15 protein-coding genes, 1 tRNA gene and 5 pseudogenes are annotated in these 22210 nt (G+C 72.5%); 6 read left to right on the top strand and 15 right to left on the bottom strand.

From position 1 onward, the window contains the following. Nucleotides 1-189: 189 nt before the first annotated feature. Both UG55_RS19870 and UG55_RS19865 read left to right on the top strand, forming a co-directional pair. Entirely contained in the window at nt 190-399 is a 210-nt protein-coding gene (locus UG55_RS19870; protein ID WP_066071500.1) for a hypothetical protein, read from the top strand. Next, complete coding sequence (locus UG55_RS19865; RefSeq protein ID WP_066071400.1) at nt 399-1622, top strand: site-specific integrase; 1224 nt, start codon at nt 399-401, stop codon at nt 1620-1622. Before UG55_RS19870 ends, UG55_RS19865 begins: the two co-directional genes overlap by 1 nt. Nucleotides 1623-1781: 159 nt before the next feature. Here the strand turns inward: UG55_RS19865 and UG55_RS19860 are convergent. After that, a tRNA-Lys gene (locus tag UG55_RS19860) sits at nt 1782-1854 on the bottom strand. A 784-nt stretch (nt 1855-2638) separates the two neighbouring features. Here UG55_RS19860 and UG55_RS28745 point away from each other — a divergent pair. The 3 genes and pseudogenes from UG55_RS28745 to UG55_RS39765 all read left to right on the top strand — a co-directional run. Next, nucleotides 2639-2863: a hypothetical protein gene (locus tag UG55_RS28745; protein WP_066071398.1), complete on the top strand. Its 225-nt coding sequence runs from the start codon at nt 2639-2641 to the stop codon at nt 2861-2863. 294 nt (nt 2864-3157) lie between these two features. Beyond that, nucleotides 3158-3631: a PPOX class F420-dependent oxidoreductase gene (locus UG55_RS19850; RefSeq protein WP_066071396.1), complete on the top strand. Its 474-nt coding sequence runs from the start codon at nt 3158-3160 to the stop codon at nt 3629-3631. Nucleotides 3632-4261: 630 nt separating this feature from the next. Beyond that, nucleotides 4262-4714: pseudogene (locus UG55_RS39765) on the top strand (ribonuclease BN); the annotation flags it as partial. Here the strand turns inward: UG55_RS39765 and UG55_RS19840 are convergent. The 8 genes and pseudogenes from UG55_RS19840 to UG55_RS19810 all read right to left on the bottom strand — a co-directional run bounded on the left by UG55_RS19840 (nt 4683) and on the right by UG55_RS19810 (nt 12232). After that, nucleotides 4683-4991: a DUF1905 domain-containing protein gene (locus UG55_RS19840; protein ID WP_066071497.1), complete on the bottom strand. Its 309-nt coding sequence runs from the start codon at nt 4989-4991 to the stop codon at nt 4683-4685. The pseudogene UG55_RS39765 and the gene UG55_RS19840 overlap by 32 nt on opposite strands. A gap of 103 nt (nt 4992-5094) precedes the next feature. Continuing rightward, nucleotides 5095-5583 (bottom strand): annotated as a pseudogene (locus tag UG55_RS39760) (jacalin-like lectin); the annotation flags it as partial. A gap of 1 nt (nt 5584) precedes the next feature. After that, nucleotides 5585-6444: pseudogene (locus UG55_RS39755) on the bottom strand (endonuclease); the annotation flags it as partial. Between the two features lie 112 nt (nt 6445-6556). Beyond that, on the bottom strand, nt 6557-8086 hold the full coding sequence (locus tag UG55_RS19830; protein ID WP_242424814.1) for a PP2C family protein-serine/threonine phosphatase: 1530 nt from the start codon (nt 8084-8086) through the stop codon (nt 6557-6559). A gap of 1225 nt (nt 8087-9311) precedes the next feature. Further along, nucleotides 9312-9998: pseudogene (locus UG55_RS19820) on the bottom strand (MsnO8 family LLM class oxidoreductase); the annotation flags it as partial. Between the two features lies 1 nt (nt 9999). Then, nucleotides 10000-10316, bottom strand: a 317-nt coding sequence (locus UG55_RS39750; RefSeq protein WP_242424812.1) for an MsnO8 family LLM class oxidoreductase, incomplete at its 3' end; no start/stop codon positions are given. A gap of 61 nt (nt 10317-10377) precedes the next feature. Further along, nucleotides 10378-11064 carry a VWA domain-containing protein gene (locus tag UG55_RS19815; RefSeq protein ID WP_066071489.1) on the bottom strand — a complete coding sequence of 229 codons (687 nt, stop codon included), beginning with the start codon at nt 11062-11064 and terminating at the stop codon, nt 10378-10380. A 103-nt stretch (nt 11065-11167) separates the two neighbouring features. Beyond that, on the bottom strand, nt 11168-12232 hold the full coding sequence (locus UG55_RS19810; protein WP_066071385.1) for a dihydrodipicolinate reductase: 1065 nt from the start codon (nt 12230-12232) through the stop codon (nt 11168-11170). A 362-nt stretch (nt 12233-12594) separates the two neighbouring features. On the opposite strand from UG55_RS19810, the gene UG55_RS29585 reads away from it, so the two are divergent. Next, nucleotides 12595-13668 carry an expansin EXLX1 family cellulose-binding protein gene (locus tag UG55_RS29585; protein WP_066071381.1) on the top strand — a complete coding sequence of 358 codons (1074 nt, stop codon included), beginning with the start codon at nt 12595-12597 and terminating at the stop codon, nt 13666-13668. 19 nt (nt 13669-13687) lie between these two features. Here UG55_RS29585 and UG55_RS19800 read toward each other — a convergent pair whose 3' ends face one another. From UG55_RS19800 to UG55_RS39745, 6 genes and pseudogenes are all read right to left on the bottom strand, one after another. Continuing rightward, complete coding sequence (locus UG55_RS19800) at nt 13688-14854, bottom strand: LLM class flavin-dependent oxidoreductase (RefSeq protein WP_066071378.1); 1167 nt, start codon at nt 14852-14854, stop codon at nt 13688-13690. Nucleotides 14855-14870: 16 nt separating this feature from the next. Continuing rightward, nucleotides 14871-16901, bottom strand: coding sequence for an ABC transporter ATP-binding protein (locus UG55_RS19795; protein ID WP_066071375.1), 2031 nt, complete (start codon nt 16899-16901; stop codon nt 14871-14873). Next, nucleotides 16894-18768 carry an ABC transporter ATP-binding protein gene (locus UG55_RS19790; protein WP_066071372.1) on the bottom strand — a complete coding sequence of 625 codons (1875 nt, stop codon included), beginning with the start codon at nt 18766-18768 and terminating at the stop codon, nt 16894-16896. Before UG55_RS19790 ends, UG55_RS19795 begins: the two co-directional genes overlap by 8 nt. Continuing rightward, nucleotides 18761-20605, bottom strand: a complete 1845-nt coding sequence (locus tag UG55_RS19785; protein WP_066071369.1) for an ABC transporter ATP-binding protein — start codon at nt 20603-20605, stop codon at nt 18761-18763. The genes UG55_RS19790 and UG55_RS19785 overlap by 8 nt, the downstream gene beginning before the upstream one ends. Further along, nucleotides 20602-21657: an ABC transporter permease gene (locus tag UG55_RS19780; protein ID WP_066071366.1), complete on the bottom strand. Its 1056-nt coding sequence runs from the start codon at nt 21655-21657 to the stop codon at nt 20602-20604. The genes UG55_RS19785 and UG55_RS19780 overlap by 4 nt, the downstream gene beginning before the upstream one ends. After that, nucleotides 21654-22210: pseudogene (locus UG55_RS39745) on the bottom strand (ABC transporter permease); the annotation flags it as partial. The pseudogene UG55_RS39745 and the gene UG55_RS19780, both read right to left, overlap by 4 nt.

Raw genomic sequence — 22210 nt, 5'->3', positions numbered from 1 at the left:
TGTCGGGGTGTCGGACGGGTCCAGGGTCGGCCGAAGGCCGATCGCGTAGCGACGCGCAGCGCCCTGGACGCGGCCGGCGCCCCGACAGACCATCCCAGCGCCAGAGAACGGAAACCCACCGGCACCGGGCGACGCCACCCGCGGCCCGCGTGCACCTGACCCGTTCTTCGGCAAGGAGCTGTGTTCGCCATGCCCACCGACAACGACAACACCCCGACCATGAGCCTGCCGCAGGCTCTGCGTGAACACCTCGGCCGGGCCCGCGCCGGTCAGGGCCGGGAGTACCCGCAGCCTGAAGGAGAGTCCAAGTTCGCCTGCGACATGGGCGACAGCCGATACGGCTGCGCCTGGTGCGACAACATCGCCTGGCCCGACGGCAACCCCCTGGACGGCGAGTGATGGCCGCGGGGGACGGTGCCGGGAACGACCGGCGCAAGCGGCGACGCTCCCAGGGCGAAGGCGCTCTGTTCCAGCGTGCCAGCGACGGTCTGTGGGTCGGCCGCGCCGATCTCGGCTGGGTGGACGGAAAGCGTTCCCGCAAGACGGTCTACGGCAAGACCGAGAAGGAATGCCGCGAGAAGCTCACCAAGGTCCAGCGCGCGGCCGAACTCGGCGTCAACGTCACGGCTGAGCGCCGGACGGTCGCGGTCTGGCTGGGGGAGTGGCTCGACATCAAGGAGGGCGACGGCACCCGCGCGTCGACGCTCCGGGCGTACCGCTGGCTGATCAACACGCACATCGTTCCGGTGATCGGCCGTGTCCAGCTCGACAAGCTGACGCCGTTGGACGTCCGGCGGCTCGTCGCCTCGGCGAAGAAGTCGGGCCTGTCGGCCGGCAGCGTCCGCCACGTGCACAGCCTGATCCGCAACGCGCTGGCGGAGGCCGAGCGGCTGGACCTGGTGGCGCGCAACGTGGCGAAGGCGGTCAAGGCGCCACCCACCCCGCATCGTGAGGTCCGGGCGCTGCGTCCGGAAGAGGCGCGCCGGCTCGTCGAGGTGCTCCGCGGTGAGCGGCTCGAAGCGGTGTTCGCATGCGGCCTGATGCTCGGGTTGCGCCGCGGGGAGATCCTCGGCCTGCGCTGGTCGGATGTCGACCTGGACGGCGCGACCCTCCACGTCCGCCAGACCCTGCAACGGGTCGACGGCTCGCTGATGTTCGTCCCGGCGAAGACGGAGCGGTCACACCGGCGGTTGCCCATCCCTCCGAAGCTGATGGCGATCCTGCGGCGGCACCGAGCCACCCAGACAGCGGAACGGACCGGCCTCGGTGACGCCTGGACGGAAACCGGCCTCGTGTTCACCTCGTCGATCGGCACGCCGTTGGAGCCGCGCAACGTCAACCGGCGGTTCGACGTGCTGCGTCGTCAGGCGGGGCTGCCGTGGCTGCGGCTCCACGATCTGCGCCACGCCTTCGCGTCGATGCTCTTCGCTGAGGGCGTCCCGGCCCGGACGGTGATGGAGCTGCTCGGGCACTCCACGATCCAGCTCACCATGAACACCTACACGCACGTGATGCCGGAGACCCGGCGCGACGCGGTCGGCCGGCTCGACCGGATCTTCAGCGACGATGCCGGCGGTGCCGCCGACGTCGACGAAGCGGACGGGGAGGACCTCGCGGGCTGACCGTGTACCCGAGTGAACGGGCGACGCCCCGGGATGGCTGTGTACCTTGCGGCGCCCGGGGCGTTTGCCGTCAGGGCGCGGAATGTCTGGGGTACAAAAGTGGGTACAGAACCCTTTTAAGAACGACTACCGAGAGCCATAAGGCCTGGTAGATACGGGTGCGCCGCCAGGGACTTGAACCCCGAACCCGCGGATTAAGAGTCCGCTGCTCTGCCAATTGAGCTAGCGGCGCGTGCCTCCGCGTTCCCGCGGCGACGTGGACAACCATACCAGCTCCGCGGGGCCTCTGACGCGGGGGGGGGCTGGCCACTTCAGGTCGCTCCGTCCAGTCCCCGTCCGGTGCCGGGCTCGGCACCGGACGGGGCGTGCGCTGGGACGGGCCAGCTCGCGCGGCAGGCGGTGGCGCGCTACTCGCAGCCGATGCCGTCACCGTCGCCGTCGAGGCGGTACGGGTCGGACCCTCGCACGTAGACGGGTCCTTGAACGTACTTGGGACCGTTCCCCGTGCCGCCCTCGCAGTCGTAGTCGGATGCGTTCGGGTCCAGGCAGGCCCCCGAGTAGGACGGGTGGCACGCCGGTCCCGCAGGCGGCTGGGCCGGGGGTGCGGCGGCAGGAGGCTGGGTCCGCGGCGCCGCCGCCGGCGGGGCGGGTGGCACGGCCGCCGCCTGAGCTGGCGCTTGCATCGGCGGCTGAGCCGGAGGCTGTGCGGGCGCCTGAGCCGGCGGCTGGGCCTGGGCCGACCCGCTTCCTGGCCGGACGCTGGCCGCGCTCGGCCGGGAGTCGGCGGTCGCCTGGGCGGCGCGCTGGGAGACCCTCGGTGCCACGCTCCGCGCGGTGGCACCGTCGGCGGATCCTGAGCTCGCCGCGCCACCGGGGGCGTTCAGGCCGTCCGGTGAGGTCTGGGTCGGCTCGGGCGTGATGGGCGCCGTCGACGTTGGTGACGGTGTGGTTTCCCACGCGGTGCTCCGCGGGCTGGCCGGGGATGTCGGCGGCAGAAGATCCGCTGCTCCCGTGAGGTGGGTGACCTCCCTCGCGCCGGTGGAGTCGCCCTCGCCCTGGCAGGCGGCCGCCAGGAGCATGGTGAGGACGGCGCAGGTTCCCAGCAGGCGCCGACGGAGGACGTCTCGACGGATGACACCTCGGCGGAGGGCGCCTCCGCGGGCGGCGGCCGGGTCGTCCCGCGGAAGTTCGCTGGGGACGGGGCGGCCGCGATTGGCGCGGCTGGTTTCGGGCACGGCTGAACTGGTCACTTCTGATCTCCNCCCGAGGTCTGTGACCGGGTCAGCGTAGATTGCCGCCCCCGCCCGAACCGGCGATGGTGTGGCTGTTGGCCGGTTCGTGTCACCGGGGAAGTGCACGGTTACGTCGCACGTGTGATAGCCCGTCCATTCGGACGATGAATTGTTGAACAGTGCCGTGGATGACGCCTGTCGGCAGCGGCCGCAGCGTCGCCCGGCGGGGCCTGAGTGCTCCGGCAACACCCGGAGCCCAGGGCGTTGCGGATTACCGGGCGTGACGGGCCATAGGGTTGGGCGGTGAGCCCGAGCGCCGCACGTGACCTGTCTGTCGATCGGACGGCTCTGCTGGAGTTCATCCGTTCGCGCCACCACGGCATCCTCATCACCACGCGCCGTGATGGCAGGCCGCAGGCGTCCCCGGTTTCCGTCGGTGTGGACGCCGCCGGTGACATCGTCGTCTCGAGCTATCCGGAACGGGCCAAGACGCGTAACGCGCGCCGGGACGAGCGGGCGTCCGTCTGTGTGCTGTCGGACGATTTCAACGGCGATTGGGTACAGGTCGACGGCACCATCACGGTTGTCGACCAGCCGGCGGCCGTCGAGCAGCTTGTCGAGTACTACCGCTGTATCAGCGGCGAGCACCCTGACTGGGACGAGTACCGCGCGGCGATGCGCCGCCAGGGCAAGGTGCTGCTGCGCCTGCGCATCGAGCGCTGGGGTCCGATCAGCCGGGGCGGTTTCCCACCCCACCTGCTCGCCGGGAGGAGCTGAGCTCGACCCGTCCTCGCCCACCCTGACCTGCGCCGACCTGGCCCGCCTCGCGCGCTGCCCCACCCGTCCCGCCCTGTCCCGCCCTGTCCCGCCCGGACAGGGCGGTGGTGGATACGGCACGGCGCGGCGGATGCGGTTCGCCGGGCTGGCGGTGAGGATGTGCTGGTGCAGCGGCGATCCGGCGGAGCCGCGAATCACGACAGTCCGGATTCCCGGCGCGCGCCCAGGGCCGTCCGGGCGGGCGTCGGCGCGGCCCGGCGGCGCGGCCGGCGGATCCTGACCGGAGATCTGGCTTCCCGGCTCCGCACGGCGGATCTGATCAACGGGGCGATGAATCTCGCCGCGTTGATCCTGCTGATGTTCTTTCCGTTCGTGATCGCTCTCGCGGCGGTGTCCCCGCTCCGCGGCGGTGGCGCGGCGGACATCGTCATCCGGCGGATGGGGCTGAACGACGAGGCTGCCATGGCCGTCGAACGACTCTTCGCGCCGCGGGGCGGAACGACGGTCACCGGGTGGACGCCGCTGGGCGTGCTCTGGGTGGTGCTCGGCGGGGTGAGCCTGGCGATCTCGATCCAGACGGTGTACGCGCGGGTGTTCCGGCTGGCGCCGGCCGGGCTCCGTGGCCTGCCNGCCCAGCTTCTCTGGCTGTGCGGGCTGATCCTCTTCCTCGCTGTTTCGACCGCGCTCGGTGCGGTACTGACCGGCACCGTGGCCGGCCAGATCTGCTACGGGTTGATCGTCACAGTGATGTTGGCCCTTTTTCTGTGGGCCGGGGTCCGGATACTCACGATGGGCCGGCTGCGCTGGCGGACAGCCTGGCCGACAGCGCTTTTCACGACGATCGGGCTGACCGGTCTGGGTGTCGTCAGCAGGTTTGTCTTCTCAACGACGATCGTCGCCAACGAGCGGACCTATGGATCTATCGGCGTGGTGTTCACGATTCTGTCCTGGCTGATCGGGTTCGGGGTGGTCATGATCGGCGGAGCGGTCGTCGGTGGCTGGTACGTCGAAGCCGAGGTCTCGGTCACCGATGTGCTGAGGAGGTTCGCCGTCAGCCGGCGAGGTCGAGGAGCTCGACGGTGACGGCCGCGATGTCACCGGGCTCCAGTTCCTCGGCCCGGCGGATGGCACGTTTGACGGGTAGCGCGTAGCTGCCGGTCTTACTGCTGGGGAAGATCGACGTCGTCCAGGTGCTGCCGCCGATGGTGACCCGAACCCGCAGGGACCCGAAGCCGCGGCGCAGCCCGCCGCAGCGGTCACGAATCTCCTCCGATTCGTCGGCGGGCAGGCTCACGAACGTCCAGCTTTCGTCGCGCCGTGCGTCCCACAGCCACAGCTCGCTCTCGAAGGCAACGATCACCACGTCAGTCTCACACGTGGGTCGGACAGTTCCGCCGTCTACGGGGCGGCCGCGGAATGCCCGCCAGCCGGGCTCAGCACCGCTGAGCTCAGCGCCGGTCGGCTCAGCGCCTGGTGTAGATGACGCCGAGTTGGTCGGTCTCGGTGCCGGCGCGGCCGTGGAAGCCGGCGATCTGCCAGCCCGACGGTGCCGTGCGGGTCACGCAGTCGGCGGTGGTGCCGCCGCCGGCGAGCGTGCGGCCGAGGCTGGTGGTGAACTTCGCGTAGAAGATTCTCGCGTTACCGCTCACCTGGCCCTGGCACAGCTTCACCGAGGTCAGATATTCCCCACTGCCCAGTGTCAGCGACTGGGCGCTGCCCCCGGTGCCACCGTGCGCCAGCGAGGTGCCGTTCGTCAGGGTGAGGCCGACCCGGTCGACGCGGGAACCGGAACGCAGGCTGACGGTGGCGACCGCGCCGCCGGTGGGAATCGCGTCGAGGTCGGTGTAGGCGGTCCCCTTCGGACCCCCGAACCGGTCGCTGGCCTGGTAGTCGGCGCTGCGGGTCCAGGTGAAGTCCACGGCGACCGGGAAGTGGTCGGAGAGCATGACGCCNTGGGCGTTCAGAAAGTCGGCGTTCCGGTTCGCGTAGCCGGTGGCGTCGAGCGAGACGAGCCGGCTGCTTCGGTACAGCACCTTGTCGACCACCTCGCAGGCGTCGGACGGCGCGGTTCCGTCGCAGGTCAGCGCGGGACTGCCCACGGTGGGGGCCACTCCCCCGCGCTCCAGCCGCACCCAGGCGTCGGTGAGCCCGTTCGCGGCCGCGAAGGCGGCGATGGTGTCCCCGGCGCGGGTGTACCGGGCGTTCGTGTCACCCATCACCACCACGGCGTTGCCCGCCGAGTGCGTGGAGATGTAGGACGCGAGCTGGCTCAGGTTCGACGCCCTGGCGGCGAGGTCCGCGCTGGTGCCGCCGGCATCGGCATGCAGGTTGTAGAAATCGACGTAGACGCCCTCACCCAGCCGGATCCGCTTGAGGGTGAAGCCTTTCGGGGTCAGGCAGTCGGCGCTGTCGAACGTGCTACAGCTGTTCCACTTCACCCGGTCGAGCTCGCTGTAGCTGAAGTCCGACAGAGTGTTGAGCCCACTACCGAAGGGCACACCGCCGCTGGTCGGCGTCCGGTACGGATGGGTGTCGGCCGCGTAGAGGCTGGCGTGGTAGTTGAAGTCCTCCTGCACCTGCACGATGTCGTAGGGGCCGAGCCGCTGCCCGATCGCGGTGGTGCTCTCCGCGCGCGGCGTCGTCGCGCTGGAAAGCGCCTCGGGCAGACCCGCGATGTTGTAGGTCAGGACGGAGAACGAGCCCCCGGCGGGCGAGTCCGCATGCGCCGCCGGCGCGGCGGCGGCACCGACAGCGAACGGCAGGGCGAGGGTCGCCGCGAGCAGGACACGGCCCGGGCGGGGACGAAAACGCATCAGCACTCCGCATCGACAGATACCGGACGAAATCCGGCGCCGAAAAAATACGGCCTCGGCAGCTGATGGTCAACAGTCCCCAAGTAAAACGGAAAGGTAATGGTTCCCCGGCTCAGGTGAGCGCGACACCGAGCATGCACACGTCGTCCTCGCGCTCGGTCGGCCCGGCGATCTCCGTCAGCAGCGCGTCGCAGAGGTCGTCCAGAACGGAGGGTCCGGGCAGCGGCGATGCCAGGCCATCCCTGAGAACCGCGGCGAGTTCACCGGCCGGAGTGGCGGGAAGCGTCGGACGGACCGGGCGGGCGGCGTGCGGCGTCGTGGGCGCCGGCCCGCGGGCAGCCGGCAGCCGGGCGGCGGTTGCGGCGGCGAGCGCGTCGAGCCGCCGGGAAATGGATTCGCCACGCCGCTCGACCAGGCCGTCCGTGTACAGCAGAAGGCCGTGCCCGGTCAGCCGGATCCCGCTCTGACCGTATTGGTGGTCGGGGAGAACCCCGAGCATCGGGCCGTGCACCTCCGCCAGGTACCGGGGCTGGCCGCCGGGTGCCGCGAGGTGCAGTGGCGGCGGATGACCCGCACACGACCAGCTGAACCGGCCGTCCGCCGGGTTGAGGTGGCCGATCACCGCGGTCGCCAGGATCTCCCCTCCGGAGCCCGCGAGATTCGCCGAAAGCTGGGTGGTGATCGCCGCCGGTGACAGGCCGTGCAGGGCGTAGGCCCGCGCGGAGTGGCTGAGCTCGGCCATCAGCGCGGTGGCACGCAGCCCGTGCCCGCCGACGTCGCCGACCGCCAGGGCCAGCGTCCCGTCCGGCAGGACGGTCGCGTCGTACCAGTCGCCGCCGATGCCGACGTCGCGGCCGGTGGGCAGGTAGCGGGCGGCGAGCTGGACGCCGTCCACCACCGGCAACTGCTGCGGCAGGATCGCCCGCTGGAGCGTCTCGACCATGCACATCTGTCGCTCGTAGCTGCGGGCCCGTTCGACCGCGCGCCCGTAGGCGGCCGCGATGGCGAGCAGGAAGGAGCGGCAGCCCGCCGAGAACGGCTTGGGCTCGGGCCAGGCGAGCAGCAGCACCCCGAGCGCACGGCCGTCGACGACGATCGGCAGGCTCACGCACGCGTCGATGCCGAGTGCCGTGAAGATCTCAGCGCGGTCCGGGAAGTCGGCGAGATAGCGCTCCTTGGACTCGTCGAACCTGGCCTGCCCCGTCCGCATCACCTGCACGGCCGCGGCGGGGCCGTAGCCACCGGGGCCGGCCCACACCCGGTCGACGATCGGCGGACGGGGCCAGGCGAGCACCCTGGTCCGTACCCCCGGGCCGTCGGCCGTGTTCCGCCCTTCCGCCGGGCCGCTCGGCCCGTCGGCCGATCTCCCCCCGGCGGACACGTCGCCGTCGTCCTCGAACAGCACCATGCCGGTGAAGGTCACGCCGAGACGGAGGAGCATCGTCCGGGAGGCGACCTGGGTGACCTCCTCGACGGTCAGCGCGGTGCTCAGGCCATCAGTGAAGTCGAGCAGCTCCAGTGACAGCGTGAGTTCCGAGGTCGGCCCGCCGTTGTAGCGCTCCGCGCAGCGCGCGCCTCCCTCGACGGGTGCCGGTGCCGGTGCGGGTGCTGGTGCCGCTGCCGGTGCCGACGAGGGCGCCACCGGTGCCGCTGCGGGTGTCGCTACAGGTGTCGGTGCGTGACGTACGCGGCCGCGGTCTCGGTACTTGCTTTGTCTGTGCCCCGGATGCGCCATGCGGTGGAACCTCCGTGCGCCNGATCAGTCGGGCGGCCCGTCCCCGCGCCGTTGACGCCGGCCTGGCGGGACACGCCGCGGATCAGATTGCCGCGGGCTCCGGGCGGCGGGAGCTCCCCCACTGCCTGCGTGCCGGACCAGCGCCGCGCCGCGCTCCGCTCTGGCGGGCTCCCTACCAGTGAACGAGCGAGCGCCGCCCACGATGCCGCGGGTCACAAGAAACGGGCCACGGGACGAGACCGGTCCAGCCGTAGGCGTGACATCGCCGGGGGCATCCCGCGCCAACCACCCGAAAAGGCTCACGGCGCTCGCCCAGTCAGCCCCAGGTGGAGAGGTTCATGCTCAGCGAGCCGGTGAAAGCCCCGGCGAACTCGTAGACGGCGGGCCGACGCTCCAACGTTCCGGTGCCCGCCGTCGTCGGCTCGTCCGTCCACGGATCAGACAGGGCGACACCGGCCGGACGGGCGGAGGTGTGGTCCCGCAGCGGCAGCGCCGCGGCGGCGGGGGCCGCGGCGGCGGGGGCCGCGGCGGCGGGCCGGTTCCTCGCGGGGTCCCATCGGCGCACCTCGTCGCCCTTGCNGGTTTTCTGACAGCTCTGGCCATTTTCGGCGCAGGCGCGGATGTCTTGTTCGTGCGACTAAAGAGCTTCTCGTGTCCACCGCCTTCGACGTCTTGACATGCCCATTTGAGCAGCTTTGGCAAGCCATCGAAAGCCGGTTTCCGGGAAAGCCCACAGAAAGGTCTTTAGTCGCCGTTCCGCGATACCGGCCGGGCGGCGGTGAGTGCCGGAATCCGCCCCGCCGATGGCCTACGGGCGCCCCTGACGGCCCCTGGCGCCCCTTGAAGGCGCAGGTAGCCGCGGTGATCCCGGATTACCGGTCACCGTTGCCCGGCCGCGGCCCGAGGTGCCGGGCGGAGGGGACATGACCGTGACAGGTCACCCGTCCCGTTCGGAACCGGACGGCGGACGGCGGACGGCGGACGGCGGACGGCCCGATCGTCCAACGGATCGACGCAACCCTGACATCAGACAGCGATGTCACCCAACCGGGTATCCGCCGGGCAGCGGCTCCCCGGCTCCCCGGCCGCCCACGCCCACCCCCAACGACTGACGTGCCTGCGCGGGCCTCCATCAGGCCGTGACGGTTGCGGCCGGAGCCAGACCGGCGGCCGCGGCGGTCAGTTTCACCGAGTGCAGCCGCTGGCCGATCGTCGGGGACTGGTGGGCGACGATGAGCTCGTCGGCCTCGGCGTGGGCGGCGAACCAGTCGAGGTAGTCCCGGACCATGTCAGGGGTACCGGCGCCGGTGTACTGCATCATGTGGACGAGCTGCTGGCCCTGCGGTGAGGCGAGAACCGCGTCGGCCTCGTCGTCGCTGAAGGTCCGCCCACCGCCGAGCAGCCAGCCGACCCGCTGGCGCCGGATCGTCCGCTGCTGGTCCTGCGCGTCCTCGACGGTGTCGGCCGCGATGACGTTCACCCCGGCGATGACGTACGGGGCGTCGAGTTGCTCCGAGGGCTGGAACAGGCGGCGGTACAGCGCCACCGCGTCCTGCAGCGCGTTCGGCGCGAAGTGCGAGGCGAAGCCGTACGGCAGCCCGAGGTGCGCGGCGAGCCGGGCCCCGAACAGCGACGACCCGAGGATGTAGAGCGGTACGTCCGTGCCCTTGCCGGGAGTCGCGTCAACACCGGGGACGAGGGTCCGCCCGGTGAGGTAGCCGCGCAGCTCCTGGACGTCCTGCGGGAACCGTTCGGCGGAGCGGTCGTCGCGGCGCAGGGCGCGCATCGTCTGGCCGTCGCTGCCGGGCGCCCGGCCCAGNCCGAGGTCGATGCGGCCCGGGTGCAGGGTGGCCAGGGTGCCGAACTGCTCGGCGATGGTGAGCGGCGAATGGTTCGGCAGCATGACGCCGCCGGCGCCGAGCCGGATGGTGCTCGTGTTCGCGGCCACATGGGCGACGAGCACGCTGGTCGCCGAGGAGGCGATGCGGGACATGTTGTGGTGCTCGGCGTACCAGACACGCCGGTAGCCGAGCTCCTCGGCGAGCCGGGCCAGCGCGACGCTGCCCTCCAGGCTCTGCCGCGGGGTCTCCTCCGGGCCGATGACGGCCAGGTCGAGGATCGAGAGCGGGACGGTCACAGACGGTGCCTTTCGTCGGGAACGCTCGCGGCCGGCCGGGCTCCAGCGGCGCGGAAGGGGCTCAGCCGATCAGCCCGGCCTTCCTCGCGTCAGCGAGCCACTGCGGGTACTCCTCCAGCAGCAGGTCGAAGAACTGGTCGTCGCTCAGGTCCTCGACATCGTCCGGTTCGACGAAGTGCGCGTTGTCCACCGCGCGGCCGCGCAGGTCGTCCAGGCGGCGCAGGAAGTCGAAGGGGCCTTCGCCGACGCCGAGGAACTTGTAGAAGATGTTCCGCTGGGAGGCCGTGACCAGCTCCTCCTTGGCCGCGGTCCGGCTGTCCGGCGCCCCGTCGGTGACGAAGAGGACGTACACGGGCAGGCCGTCGGCCGGGAAGTACTCCCGGACGAGCCGCATCGCCGCGGCGTAGTCCGTCCGGCCCAGGCGGCGGCCGGCGCGCAGCCGGTCGACACCGCCCGCGTAGTCGGTGAGCCGCAGTTCGCCGGCGTGGACGGCTCCGGTGTCGAAGACGAACACGTCGATCGCCCCGTCGTCGTCCAGCTGCGTGGCCAGCGCGAGGGCCCGCTCGGCGAGCCGCTGGACCACTCCCCTGGCGTACAGGGCGCGCATCGAGCCGCTGTGGTCGACGCACAGTGCGACCTTCGCGCGTTCCCCGTCCAGTGACTGTTTCACCAGCCGGGAGCGCGCACCTTTGACCAGGCTGAGCAGCCCCGGGGCCTGGGCCTCGATCTTTGCCATGGATACCGGCATGAACCCCACGCTATCGGGCCGCCGCCCGCCCGCCCGCGCCCGCCTCGGCGACGGCGACGGCGACGGCCCGATCTCGGTCATGCCGGCGGGCGCGCCGGAGCGGTCAGCTCTTCACGCTCAGTCGGGAGGCGACGGTCGGCAGGTCGGCGTAGGTGACGATGCCCGGCCGGGCGGCCACGACGGCGGGGATGGCGTTCACCACCGGCAGGGCCGTGATCATCGACCCCATCGCGCTGATGTCCTCCATCGTGAGCGACTCGAGATTGGCCGGGAGGACCTCGACCCGCAGGTTGATCTGCGGGGTACCGCGGACCTCGATGAGGTAGGCCATCGCGATCTCCCAGGCCGGTTCGATCTCGGCGGCGACCGTCCAGCGGACGTGCGCCTCGACCAGGTCGGTGCCGGCCTCGGCGCCGATCCACCGGACGTCGATCCCGGCGACGCTGCCGCGCTTCACCGTGCGGCCGGGAACATCCGCGTCGGCTGTCGCGTGGGCGAACTCGACCTCGCAGCGGATGTCGTCGATTTCCAGCCCCAACTGGTGGGCCATCGACTCGACGGCGTCCCCGAACACGGCGGTGGCCTTGCGGATCTCGTCGGCGTGGCCGGGGTCGCCGGCGGGACGGCCCCAGCCGAGCTCGTCCTGGTTCGCGTCGGCGGCCCAGAGCCCGATGTTGAACGACTCGGTCACCCGGATGTGGTTCACCTCGCGGCACGGGCCGGTGGCGACGGTGGCGAGATAGTCGGCGAAGCCGGGATTGATTCCGCTGCCGAACAGACTGGCGTTCCCGCTCCGCGCGGCCTCGTCCAGCGCCGCCCGGGCCTCGGCTCCGTAGGCGCGGCCGGTGACGAACCCGGCGGTGGAGACGACGTTGATGCCGGCGCGCAGCAGGCGGGTCAGGTGCTCGACGTTCGGGTACAGCGGCATGTAGACGACGCAGTCCGGCTGTAAGGCGATCAGCGCCTCGATGTCGTCGGTGGCCGTGACACCGAGGGGCCGGCCGAGCCGGGCGAGATCGCCGACGTCCTTGCCGACCTTTTCGCTGCTGAACGCGTACAGCCCGACGAGTTCGAGTTCCGGGCGCTCGATGATGGCCTTGAGTGCCTCCCGCGCCACGTTTCCGGTCGTCCATTGCACGACCCGCACCGGACGGTCTGTCGCTGTCATTCTGGTTTCCCTCCGTCAAGGACAGAAAACGGTACGTAGGAAAGGCGGCGCAGCCGAGCCGGCCTGCGATCGCGAGCCGTTTTCGAAGATTTTTGGCATTCGCCCAATAGGTTGGATTCTGTCTAGCACAGGCCTCGTCGGGGCGGCAAGGACACCGGAGGCGCGGGAGCGCCGGCGGCGAGAACACATCCCGTGGAGCAGTTCCTGAGCCAGCCAACAGCCGAGTAGCCCCTTTCGCTCAGCGCACCGACACTGACGCGGGCGGTGCTCGTGGCGGCCGGGGTGACCCGCTATGCTCCCGTGCCGGGAGGGGTCCCAGCGTGCCGAGTGCTCTCGGCGCCCGGAGTCGGAGGTCCTCCCGGATGCCGCCATCCCCCCGTGCCACATCCCGCCTGCGTCGTGCGCTGCTCGGTGGGGCGCTGGCGGCGGGCACGGTCGCCATGATCGCCGGATGTCTGCCGTCCGGGGGCGGCAGCCCCACCGATCCAGTGGGTCTCCCGGCAGGCCAACCCAGCGCCGCCGTGACGACCAGTTCCGCGGCCACCCCGGGGGCGAACGCCCCGGCCGGTCCCCACGGCCCGGGCAGCCCCGGTGGAACGCCGACCGCCACCGGCCCGGGCACGGCCACCAGCCCGGCCACACCCACCAGCCCAGCCACACCCACCGGCCTCGCCACGGCCGCGGCGTCCAGCCCGGGCAGCCCGGGCAGCCCGCCGGCCCCGCCGGCCACGCCCGCGGCGAACTCACCCGCGGCACCTCCCGCCGGCGGCGGTTCGTCGGCGTCCACGCCCGGCGGTTCGTCGGCGGCGCTCGCGGCCCCGCTCGCCGGCCGGATCCGGCCGGGCACGGTCTACCGCGGCCGGGCGACGCACTACGGCGCGGACGGCGGCGGGAACTGCATGTTCGACCGGCTGACCGATCCCGCCATGCCGGTGGTCGCGATGAACGAGGCCGACTACGAGACCGCCCGCGCCTGTGGCGCCTACATCGAGGTGACCGGCCCCGGTGGCAGCACCGTCGTGAAGGTGACCGACCGCTGCCCCGAATGCGCTCCGGGTGATCTGGACCTGAGCCAGCCGGCGTTCAACCGGATCGCCGGCGGCATCCCGGGGCAGGTCAACGTCACCTGGCGGCTGGTCAGCCCGGCGGACGTCGGCGCCGTCGGCTACCGGGTGAAGGAGGGCTCGTCGGCCTACTGGCTGGCGCTGCAGGTACGCGGTCACCGCAATCCGATCGCCGCCCTTGAGGTGCAGGTCAGCGGCACGTGGACGTCGCTGCCGCGCGAGATGTGGAACCACTTCGTCGCCCCGCAGGGGCTCGGCCCGGGGCCGTTCACGGTGCGTGTCACCGATATCTACGGGGAGCGGCTGGTGCACACGGTCAACCTGTCGCCCGGCACGACCCAGCCGGTGAGCGGCCAGTTCGCCCGGCGCTGAGCTCCCCGGCGGCCAGCGCTCAGGGCCGTGGCGGCGCGGCCGGCTCCCCCGCGGTGGGGGCCGGTGTCCAGCCGAGTCGGGGGGCGACGGTCGCGGCGATGTCCTCCAGCAGTCGCAGGTTCTGCCGCAGCCCGAACGCGGGCGGCAGAAACGCGATCAGCTCGTCGGCGAGCGGGACACTCGGATCGGCGAGCAGCTGGTCGACGACCGCGGCCGGGTCCCCGTGCTGGACGGGGCTCATCGTGAACCGGGCGGGTGGGGCCGCGGCCGGCGTCAACGCCCCGCGCGGGCGGGACGCCGCCGGCCCCTGAGTGCGCCGCTCCTCGTCGTAGGCCGCGTAGACGCGGGCAAGTTCCGGGGAGGTGGCCGGCAGCACGGAACGCGCGACGGCGGTCCGCCCCGCTGCCCGCGGGGCGGTGCCCCCGGACGCGGTCGCGGCAGCGGCCGGGGCCGGGGCCGTCTGGTGGTGGGCGGCCTGTTCCGCGGCCTGTTCCGTGGCCCCGTGAGTGGCCGCCTGGGTGGCGTAGGCGGCGTGATAGGCCTCGATCGCCCGGGCGAGCTCCGCGCCGTAGTCGTCCACCTGGCCGCTGAGGATGGTGCTGAGCAGCAGGCGCAGACCCCGGCGCCCGACCCGCTCGGCGGAGGCCACGGAGGACGCGCCGTACCAGATCCGTCCAGGCAGGGTGGGGCTTGTCGGCCGCACCACCAGCTCGGTGCCGGCGGCCACCAGACCGGCCGGGTCGGTCACCACCCCGAGCCGCTCGCCCCGGATGCCCCGCAGGAAGCCGGCGAGCCGGTTCAACGACTGCTCACGGCCGTCGTTCGGCTCCTGGCCGAAGACGCCGTCGTAGCCGCCCTGCCCGGTGCCGAGGCCGAGTTGCAGGCGCCCGCCGCTGAGCAGGTCGGCGGTGCCCGCGGCCTCGGCGAGCAGCACCGGGTCCTCGTAGCGGACGCCGATGATGGCGGTGCCCAGCCCGATCCGTTCGGTGTGCTGCGCGACGGCGGCGTGGAAGACCAGCGGTGCGGCCAGGTAGTTGTCGAAATGGCGCTGGTAGACCCAGCCGGTGTCGTAGCCGAGCTGCTCTGCGACGCGGAACAGCTCGATGCCCTCGCGCAGCGCCTCGGCGGCGTGCCCGGTCGGGAAGGCGATCCGCGCGTTGAAACCGAGCTTCAGGCGCCGCGTCATCGGCTACTCCTTCGTTTCACGGTGCTCCGCCGACGCTGACGTCCGCACCGCCGGCGGCGAGGGTGTGGCCCACCCAGACCTCGTGCAGCCGCGCGTAGCGGCCGGGATGTGCCACGAGTTCGTCATGCCGCCCGTTCTGGACCAGCCTGCCGCCGTCGAAGACGAGGATGCGGTCGGCGCTCTCCGCGGTGACCATGCGGTGCGCGATCGAGATGGTCGTCCGGCCGACGGTGAGTGCCCCGAGGGCCTGCTGGACGCGGACGTCGGTGGCCGGATCCACACCGCTGGTCGCCTCGTCGAGAACGAGCAGGTCCGGGTCGACCAGGGCCGTGCGGGCAAGCGCGACGAGCTGGCGTTCGCCGGCCGACAGCCGCGCGCCGCGCACCCCGACCCGGGTGTCGAGGCCGGCTGGCAACGTCTCGATCCAGGCGCGCAGCCCGAGCGAGTCGACGATCTCGGCCAGCGCCTCGGCGTCACCGCGCACCCCGGCAGCACGCACCCCGGCAGCACGCACCCCGGCGGCACCGCGCACCCCGGCCCCGCCGCGCGCCCCGGCCCCGCCGGGAGCATCATGCGCACCGGCCTCACCGTGAGCACCGGCCAGGATGTTGTCGGCGATCGTCGCGTCGAAAAGGAACGGGTCCTGCGGGACGATGGCGATGCGGCGCTGGAACGACAGGTCGGCCGCCTGCCCGATCGGCACGCCGCTGAGCAGCACCCGGCCGTGCCGCGCCGGGAGCTGCCGGGTGAGCAGCCGGGCGAACGTGCTCTTCCCGGAGCCGGTCTCACCGACCACGGCGACATGCTCACCGGCGTCGATGCTGACAGTGAGGTCATAGAGCGCGGGCGGTCCGTCCCCGTACGCGACCGTGACGCCGTGCAGCTCGACGGCGATCGGGCCGGGCGGGAGTTCCCGCGCGCCGGGGCCGGCGACCACTCCCGACGGCGTGACCGCCAGCTCCATCGCCCGCCGCCAGCCCGCGACGGCGTTCTGGACCTCGCCGAGCATCTGGACGAGCTGCTGCAGCGGCCGGACGAAGAAGGTGACCAGCAGCAGCATCGCGACGAGCTCGCCGGCCGACAGGTGCAGCGCCGGCTCCCACCGGGTGTGGTCGGTGGACCAGCGGACCCCGGCGATCACGACGATGGCGGTGATGAGCGAGATGGCCACCTCGCCGAGCGCGGTGTTGGTGTGCAGCGGGACCAGCGTGTGCCGCTGGGCGGCGGCCACCTCCTCGACGGAGGCGTCGGCGGCGGCCCGGCTGCGCCGCTCGGTTCCGGTGGAGCGGATGACGTGGATGCCGGCGACAGCCTCGCCGACGACGGACTGCATCGCCGACACCCGCTCCCGCACGGCGACGAAGCGACGGCCGACAACCGCCTGGATGCGGCGCATCACGATGAGCAGCAGCGTCGCCACGGCCAGTACCGACAGCGCCAGCTGCCAGGAGTAGGCCGCGATGAGGGCAGCCGCGATGACCATCTGGGCGGCGTTGACGAGCAACATGACACCGCCGTTCTGGACGAAGGTCGTCACGGCGTCGAGGTCGCTGGTCAGCCGGCTGACGAGGTCGGCGCTGGGTGTTCGGGTGAACGTCCCGTACTCGATCTCGTGGATGCGGGCGACGCCGTCGGCGCGCAGCTGGGCCAGGGCGGTCTCGGTGCGCCGGAACACCCGCCGGCTGAGAGCCCAGGACGCGAGCGCGGCGAGGGCGGTCGCCGCGGCGCCGACGCCGACCGCCCGCAGGACGACATCCGCGGTGCCGCGGTGCGGGTGGAGCAGGCCGTGGTCGAGGGCGTACTGGACGGTCAGCGGCGTGACGATGCGCCCGCCGCCCGCGATCAGGGCCAACAGGCCGGTGATGACCAGGCCGTTGGTCAGGACCGGTGTGGACGCGCGCAGCAGCTGGAGGAGCCGGCGCGCGCGGGCCGGCCCGAGATCGGCGAGCCCGGCCGCGGCGAGCCCTGGCGCGGCAGGCCCAGGCCCAGGCCCAGGCTCAGATCCAGATCCAGGTCCAGGTCCGGCGGGACGGGCAGGGTCACTCATGGACGGCGTCCTGATCGCTGTAGGCGCGCAGGATCCGGCGGTACTCGGGTTCGGCGTCCAGCAGCTCGCTGTGGGTGCCGACGGCGGCGAGCCGGCCGGCCCGCAGGAACGCGACCCTGTCCGCGACCTGGACGGAGCTGGGGCGCCCGCCGACGATCAGCACGGTGACCTGTCCGCGCAGTCGCGCGAGTGCGGTGAGGACGTCACGTTCGACGGCCGGGTCGAGGGCGGAGGTGGCGTCGTCGAGCAGGAGCGCGCCCGGTTCCCGCACGAGGGCCCGGGCCAGGCACAGCCGCTGGCGCTGGCCGCCGGACAGCCGGGCGCCGCGCTCACCGACCCGGGTGTCCAGGCCGGCTGGCAGCGCCCGGACGACCTCGTCGGCGCCGGCCTCGGTGAGCGCCCGCCACAGCTCGGCGTCGGTGTAGGGGCGGTGCTCGCGCGGGTGCCCGTCGAGCTGGAGGTTCTCCCGGACGGTGCCGCTGAAGAGCCACGCCGTCTGGGAGACCACGGCGAGCCACGCGGAGATCTCCCCGCGGGCGAGGCCGGCGGCGGGCACGCCGCCGATCTCGACGACACCCTCGGTGGGGTCGGTCTGGCGTCCGAGCAGGTGGACGAGGGTGCTCTTGCCGGCGCCGGTCGCGCCGACCAGGGCGAGGATCTCCCCCGGCCGGATTTCCAGGTCGACGCCGGTGAGCAGGTGTGTCCCGCCCACTGCCAGCCCGACGCCCCGGGCCCGCAGCCCCAGCGGTCGCCGCGCCGGCGGTCGCCGCGCCGGCCCGGTGCTCTCCCGGGCCGCGGCCTGGTCACCAACCAGCGACCGGTCACCAACCAGCGACCGGTCGCCGTAGGAGGTCGTCTCGGCGGAGCCGAGAACGGCGCCGACGCGGGTCCGCCCGGCGGTCGAGACCGGCAGCATCCCGAGGAAGCGGCTGATGACGTTGAGCGGGATGGAGATTGTGAGCAACAGGTAGACCACCTCCACCAGTACTCCGACACTCAGGTCGCCGGACTCGACCTCGCGGGCCCCGACGGCGAGGACGGTGAGCACCGCCGCGGTCGGCAGCAGTTCGACGACCGGGTCGAACGCCGAGCTGACCGCGCCCATCGAGACGTTGGCGTCCCGCAGCCGCCCCGCGGCCGCCCCGGCCCGCCGGCGCTCCCGGCCGGCGAGGCCGAGCGTCCGGACGACCTGGCCGCCCTCGACGCTCTCCAGGGCGAGCGCGCCGAATCCGCCGCGCGCCTGCTGGGCGGCGGCGGCGCGCGGGCCGAGCAGCCGCTGGTAGAGGAGGTTCAGGCCGAGGACGGCGGTGACGAGCACGACGCCGATCAGGCCGAGAGCGGCCGCGTGCAGGAACATCTGGATGATCGCGACGATCAGCATCGCGGTCATCCCGAGCGCGAAATAGAAGAAGATCATCGGGAGCCACAGTGCGTCCACGTCGGCGACCGCCGTGGCCAGCAGCTCCCCCGGCGGGTGCCGGCGGTGCCACGCCAGCCCCAGATCCAGATAACGGTGGACGACTGCCCGCCGCACGTCGGCCTGCGCGCCGTGCTGGACGTAGCCGGTGGCGATCCCCCGGACGATGATCGTGATCCAGCGCAGGGTCGAGACACCCAGGATCGCGCCCGCCGCGATCCACCAGGCGGACCGGTCGACCTGCCCCCCGGTGAGGGCGGGAACGATCAGATGATCGGTGGCCCAGCCGATCGCGGCCGCGCCGAGAATCATCGTCATCCCGTTGGTGACGCCGGTGAGCACGGCGACCAGGGCTGGCACCGGATGGGCGAGGGAGCCGTCCACCATGGTCCGCAGCCCCGGCCAGACCGTCGCCTCCCCCGGCCGGACCGTCCGGAGGCGGTCAGACATCCACGGGCACGCCGGACCGGGCCTTCGTCCCCGCGGCCGCCCCGGCGGCGCCGGCGGCGGATCCGTACGCCCCGGCGGGACCGCCCATGCCGGCGGAGAGCGCGGCACTGCGCTGGCCGGGGATGGCCTCGATCAGTTCCCGGGTGTAGTCGCTGCGCGGCGAGCCGAAGACCTCGGCGACCGCACCCGACTCCACCGCCCGGCCGCGGTTCAGCACCGTGACGGTGTGCGACACCTGCGCCACGACCGACAGGTCATGCGAGATGAACAGGTAGCTCAGCCCGAGCCGCTCCTGCAGTTCCCGCAGCAGGGCGAGGATCTGTTCCTGCACCGAGACGTCGAGCGCGGAGACGGGCTCGTCGAGCAGCACCAGCTCGGGCTCGGGCGCGAGGGCACGGGCGATCGCGACCCGCTGGCGCTGCCCGCCGGACAGCTCGGCGGGCAGCCGGTCGAGGTAGGAGGCGGGCAGCGCCACCTGGTCGAGCAGCTCCGCGGCGCGGGCGCGGCGGGTCCGCCGGTCGCCGATCCCGAACGACACCAGCGGCTCGGTGATGCTGCGCCCGATGGTGAACCGCGGGTCGAGCGAGGCGAACGGGTTCTGGTGGACGAGCTGGATCCGGCGCCGCAGTGGGCGGGTCTGCCGCCAGCCCAGCTCGGTGATGTCGACGCCGTCGAGCAGGACCCGGCCGCTCGTGGCCTTCTCCAGGCCCAGCGCGAGCCGCAGCGCCGTGGTCTTGCCCGACCCCGACTCGCCGACCAGCGCGTGGGTGCGCCCCCGGGCGACCTCCAGCGACACGTCGTCGAGCGCGAGGAAGCTCCCGGACTGCCGCCCGGGCAGGGGGTAGCGCTTGGAGAGACCTTCCAGCCGGATGACCGGGTCGGGCGTGCTGACCTGCTCGGGGGGCAGCACCAGCCGGGGCACGATCCGGCCGCCGTTGGCCAGGCCCGGCGCGGCCGCGATGAGGCGGCGGGTGTAGTCCCGGGCCGGGTTGACCAGGATGTTCCGCGGGCTCCCCTGCTCGACGATCTCGCCGTTCTGCAGGACGATCACCCGGTCGCTGCGGTCGGCGGCGACGGCGAGGTCGTGGGTGATGATCAGCAGCGAGATCCCGGAGTCGCGGACCAGCCCTTCCAGGTGGTCGAGGATCCTGCGCTGCACGGTGACGTCCAGGGCGCTGGTCGGTTCGTCGGCGATGATCAGCCGGGGCCGCCCGGCCAGCGCGATCGCGATGAGCACCCGCTGGCGCAGGCCGCCGGACAGTTCGTGCGGGTACTGGCGGGCCCGCAGCTCGGGGTCGTCGATACCGGCCTGGGCGAGGAACTCCAGCACCTCGGCGCCGACCCGGTCGCCGGTGACCCCCCGCAGCCGGATTCCCTCGGCGACCTGCGCTCCGATCCGGCGGGTGGGGTTGAGCCCGACCATCGGGTCCTGCGGGACCAGGCTGATCACCCGGCCGCGCAGCCCGCGCAGGGTCCGCTCCCGCGCGCCGACCAGCTCCACCGCTTGGCCCGTCCGGGCGATGCGGTCATCAGGCTGGTCCGGCCCGCCAGGCTGGTCGACGTCGTCAGCGGGGTCGCCGGAGCCGGTAGCGGGGTCGCCGGAGCCGGCGGCGAGGTCGAGGGTGACGCTGCCGCCGGTGACCCGTGCGTTGTCGGGCAGCAGGCCGATCAGCGTGTTGGCGATCGTCGACTTGCCGGAGCCGGACTCGCCGACCAGCGCGACGATCTCGCCGCGGGCGACGGACAGGTCGACCCCTCGGACGGCGGGGACCGTCCGGCGGCGGCGGACGTAGCCGACCCGCAGATCCGTCACCGTCACCAGCGGTGCGACCGTCATCGTTCCAGCTCCTGCAGGGTCTTGGAGACGTGGTTGAGGCTCAGCACCACCGCGGCGACGAAAAGCCCGGGCAGCAGCGAGACCCACGGGGCGGTGATGAGGTAGTTGCGGCCGGCGGAGATCAACGTGCCCCACTCCGCGGCCGGCGGCGCCGCCCCGAAGCCGAGGAAGCTCAGCGAGGCGATGTAGATGATGGCCACGCCGGTGTCGAGGACGGCGAGCACCGCTACCGGGCCCCAGGAGTTCGGCAGCACATGGGTCAGCAGCACCCGCAGCCAGGACGCCCCGCCCGCCCGCGACGCCTCCACGTACGGCAGGGTCTTGATCCGCAGTACTTCGGCGCGGGTGGTGCGCGCGAACCCCGGCATGATGCCGACGCCGACGGCGATCGCCACCGGCACCGTCCCGAAGCCCAGCGCCGTCACGATGGCGAGCGCGAGCAGCAGGGTGGGAATGGCGAGCTGGACGTCGACGATCCGCATGAGCAGCGCGTCCACGAAACCGCCGCAGAATCCGGAGAGGACGCCGAGCCCGAGACCGGAGACGATCGCGATCCCGAGCGCGATGATCGCGGCTTTGATCGTCAGCGCGGAGCCGTAGAGCATGCGGGTCCACAGGTCGCGGCCGATCTCGTCGGTGCCGAAGAGATGGTCCAGGCCCGGGGAGACCAGCCGCTCCGCCGGCGAGGTGTCGTAGGGGTCACGCGAGGTGAACAGTCCCGGGGCGAAGGCGGACACCACGACGAAGGCGATGAAAAGCACCGCGAGGACGAAGCCCGGCCTCACCGCGAGGGTCCGCAGCGACGCGCGGAGGCCGGCCCGCCGGCCGCCCGGCCCCGAGCTGCCGGCGGGATCCACCGCGAGATCGGCGGCAAGCGCGTCGCCGAGCCCTCCGCCGACCATCCCGGCCACCGCCGGCTCGGCGGCAGCTCCACCGGCAGCTCCACCGGCAGCTCCGCCGGCCGCTCCGCCGGCCGCGCTGTCACCCGCCGGTTCGGTGACCGCCGGCCTGACCGCTGCCGGGCTGGCCGCCTGGGGAGTCGAAAGCGTCATGGCGCGACCACCTTCCGCTGACCGTGGACGATGCGCGGGTCGAGCAGCGGATAGAGCAGGTCGACCACGAGATTGACGAAGACGAAGATCGCCGCGGCCAGCGAGACGATCGCGAGGACCACCGGGATGTCCTGGGCGAGCACCGACTCCTGGGCGAGCTTGCCGAGGCCGTTCCGGGAGAAGATCGTCTCGGCGATGATCGAGCTGGTCACGGTCTGCCCGACGAGGACGCCCAGGATCGTCATGGCCGGCAGCAGGGCGTTGCGGAAGCCGTGGCGCCACTGCACCGCCGCCCGGGAGAGGCCCTTCGCCCGGGCCGTCACCACATAGGGCTGGCCCAGCGTGTCGTCGAAGCTGCGCATCAGCACCTGGGCGAGCTGCGATGCCACCAGGATCGAGATGGTGATCGTCGGCATCACCAGCGACTTCCAGCCCCTGCTGCCGGTGGCCGGCAGCAATCCGAGGTTGAACGACAGGAACTGGATGAGCAGCAGCGCGATGAAGAACTGCGGGAAGGAGGCCCCGAGCGAGGGCAGCCGGCTGAGGAACAGCC

Origin of the sequence: Frankia sp. EI5c, from assembly GCF_001636565.1 — a bacterium.
Classification (GTDB): domain Bacteria; phylum Actinomycetota; class Actinomycetes; order Frankiales; family Frankiaceae; genus Parafrankia.
The sequence above is the reverse complement of the archived record's forward strand: the minus strand, read 5'-3'. Positions and strand labels throughout refer to the sequence as shown.

Excerpts from the sequence above, each read along its gene's own strand:
- UG55_RS19870 (WP_066071500.1), top strand. The coding sequence starts at position 190 with ATGCCCACCGACAACGACAACACCCCGACCATGAGCCTGCCGCAGGCT.
- UG55_RS19865 (WP_066071400.1), top strand. The coding sequence starts at position 399 with ATGGCCGCGGGGGACGGTGCCGGGAACGACCGGCGCAAGCGGCGACGC.
- UG55_RS19815 (WP_066071489.1), bottom strand. The coding sequence starts at position 11,064 with ATGCCGGTATCCATGGCAAAGATCGAGGCCCAGGCCCCGGGGCTGCTC.
- UG55_RS19810 (WP_066071385.1), bottom strand. The coding sequence starts at position 12,232 with ATGACAGCGACAGACCGTCCGGTGCGGGTCGTGCAATGGACGACCGGA.
- UG55_RS29585 (WP_066071381.1), top strand. The coding sequence starts at position 12,595 with ATGCCGCCATCCCCCCGTGCCACATCCCGCCTGCGTCGTGCGCTGCTC.
- UG55_RS19800 (WP_066071378.1), bottom strand. The coding sequence starts at position 14,854 with ATGACGCGGCGCCTGAAGCTCGGTTTCAACGCGCGGATCGCCTTCCCG.
- UG55_RS19795 (WP_066071375.1), bottom strand. The coding sequence starts at position 16,901 with ATGAGTGACCCTGCCCGTCCCGCCGGACCTGGACCTGGATCTGGATCT.
- UG55_RS19790 (WP_066071372.1), bottom strand. The coding sequence starts at position 18,768 with ATGTCTGACCGCCTCCGGACGGTCCGGCCGGGGGAGGCGACGGTCTGG.
- UG55_RS19785 (WP_066071369.1), bottom strand. The coding sequence starts at position 20,605 with ATGACGGTCGCACCGCTGGTGACGGTGACGGATCTGCGGGTCGGCTAC.
- UG55_RS19780 (WP_066071366.1), bottom strand. The coding sequence starts at position 21,657 with ATGACGCTTTCGACTCCCCAGGCGGCCAGCCCGGCAGCGGTCAGGCCG.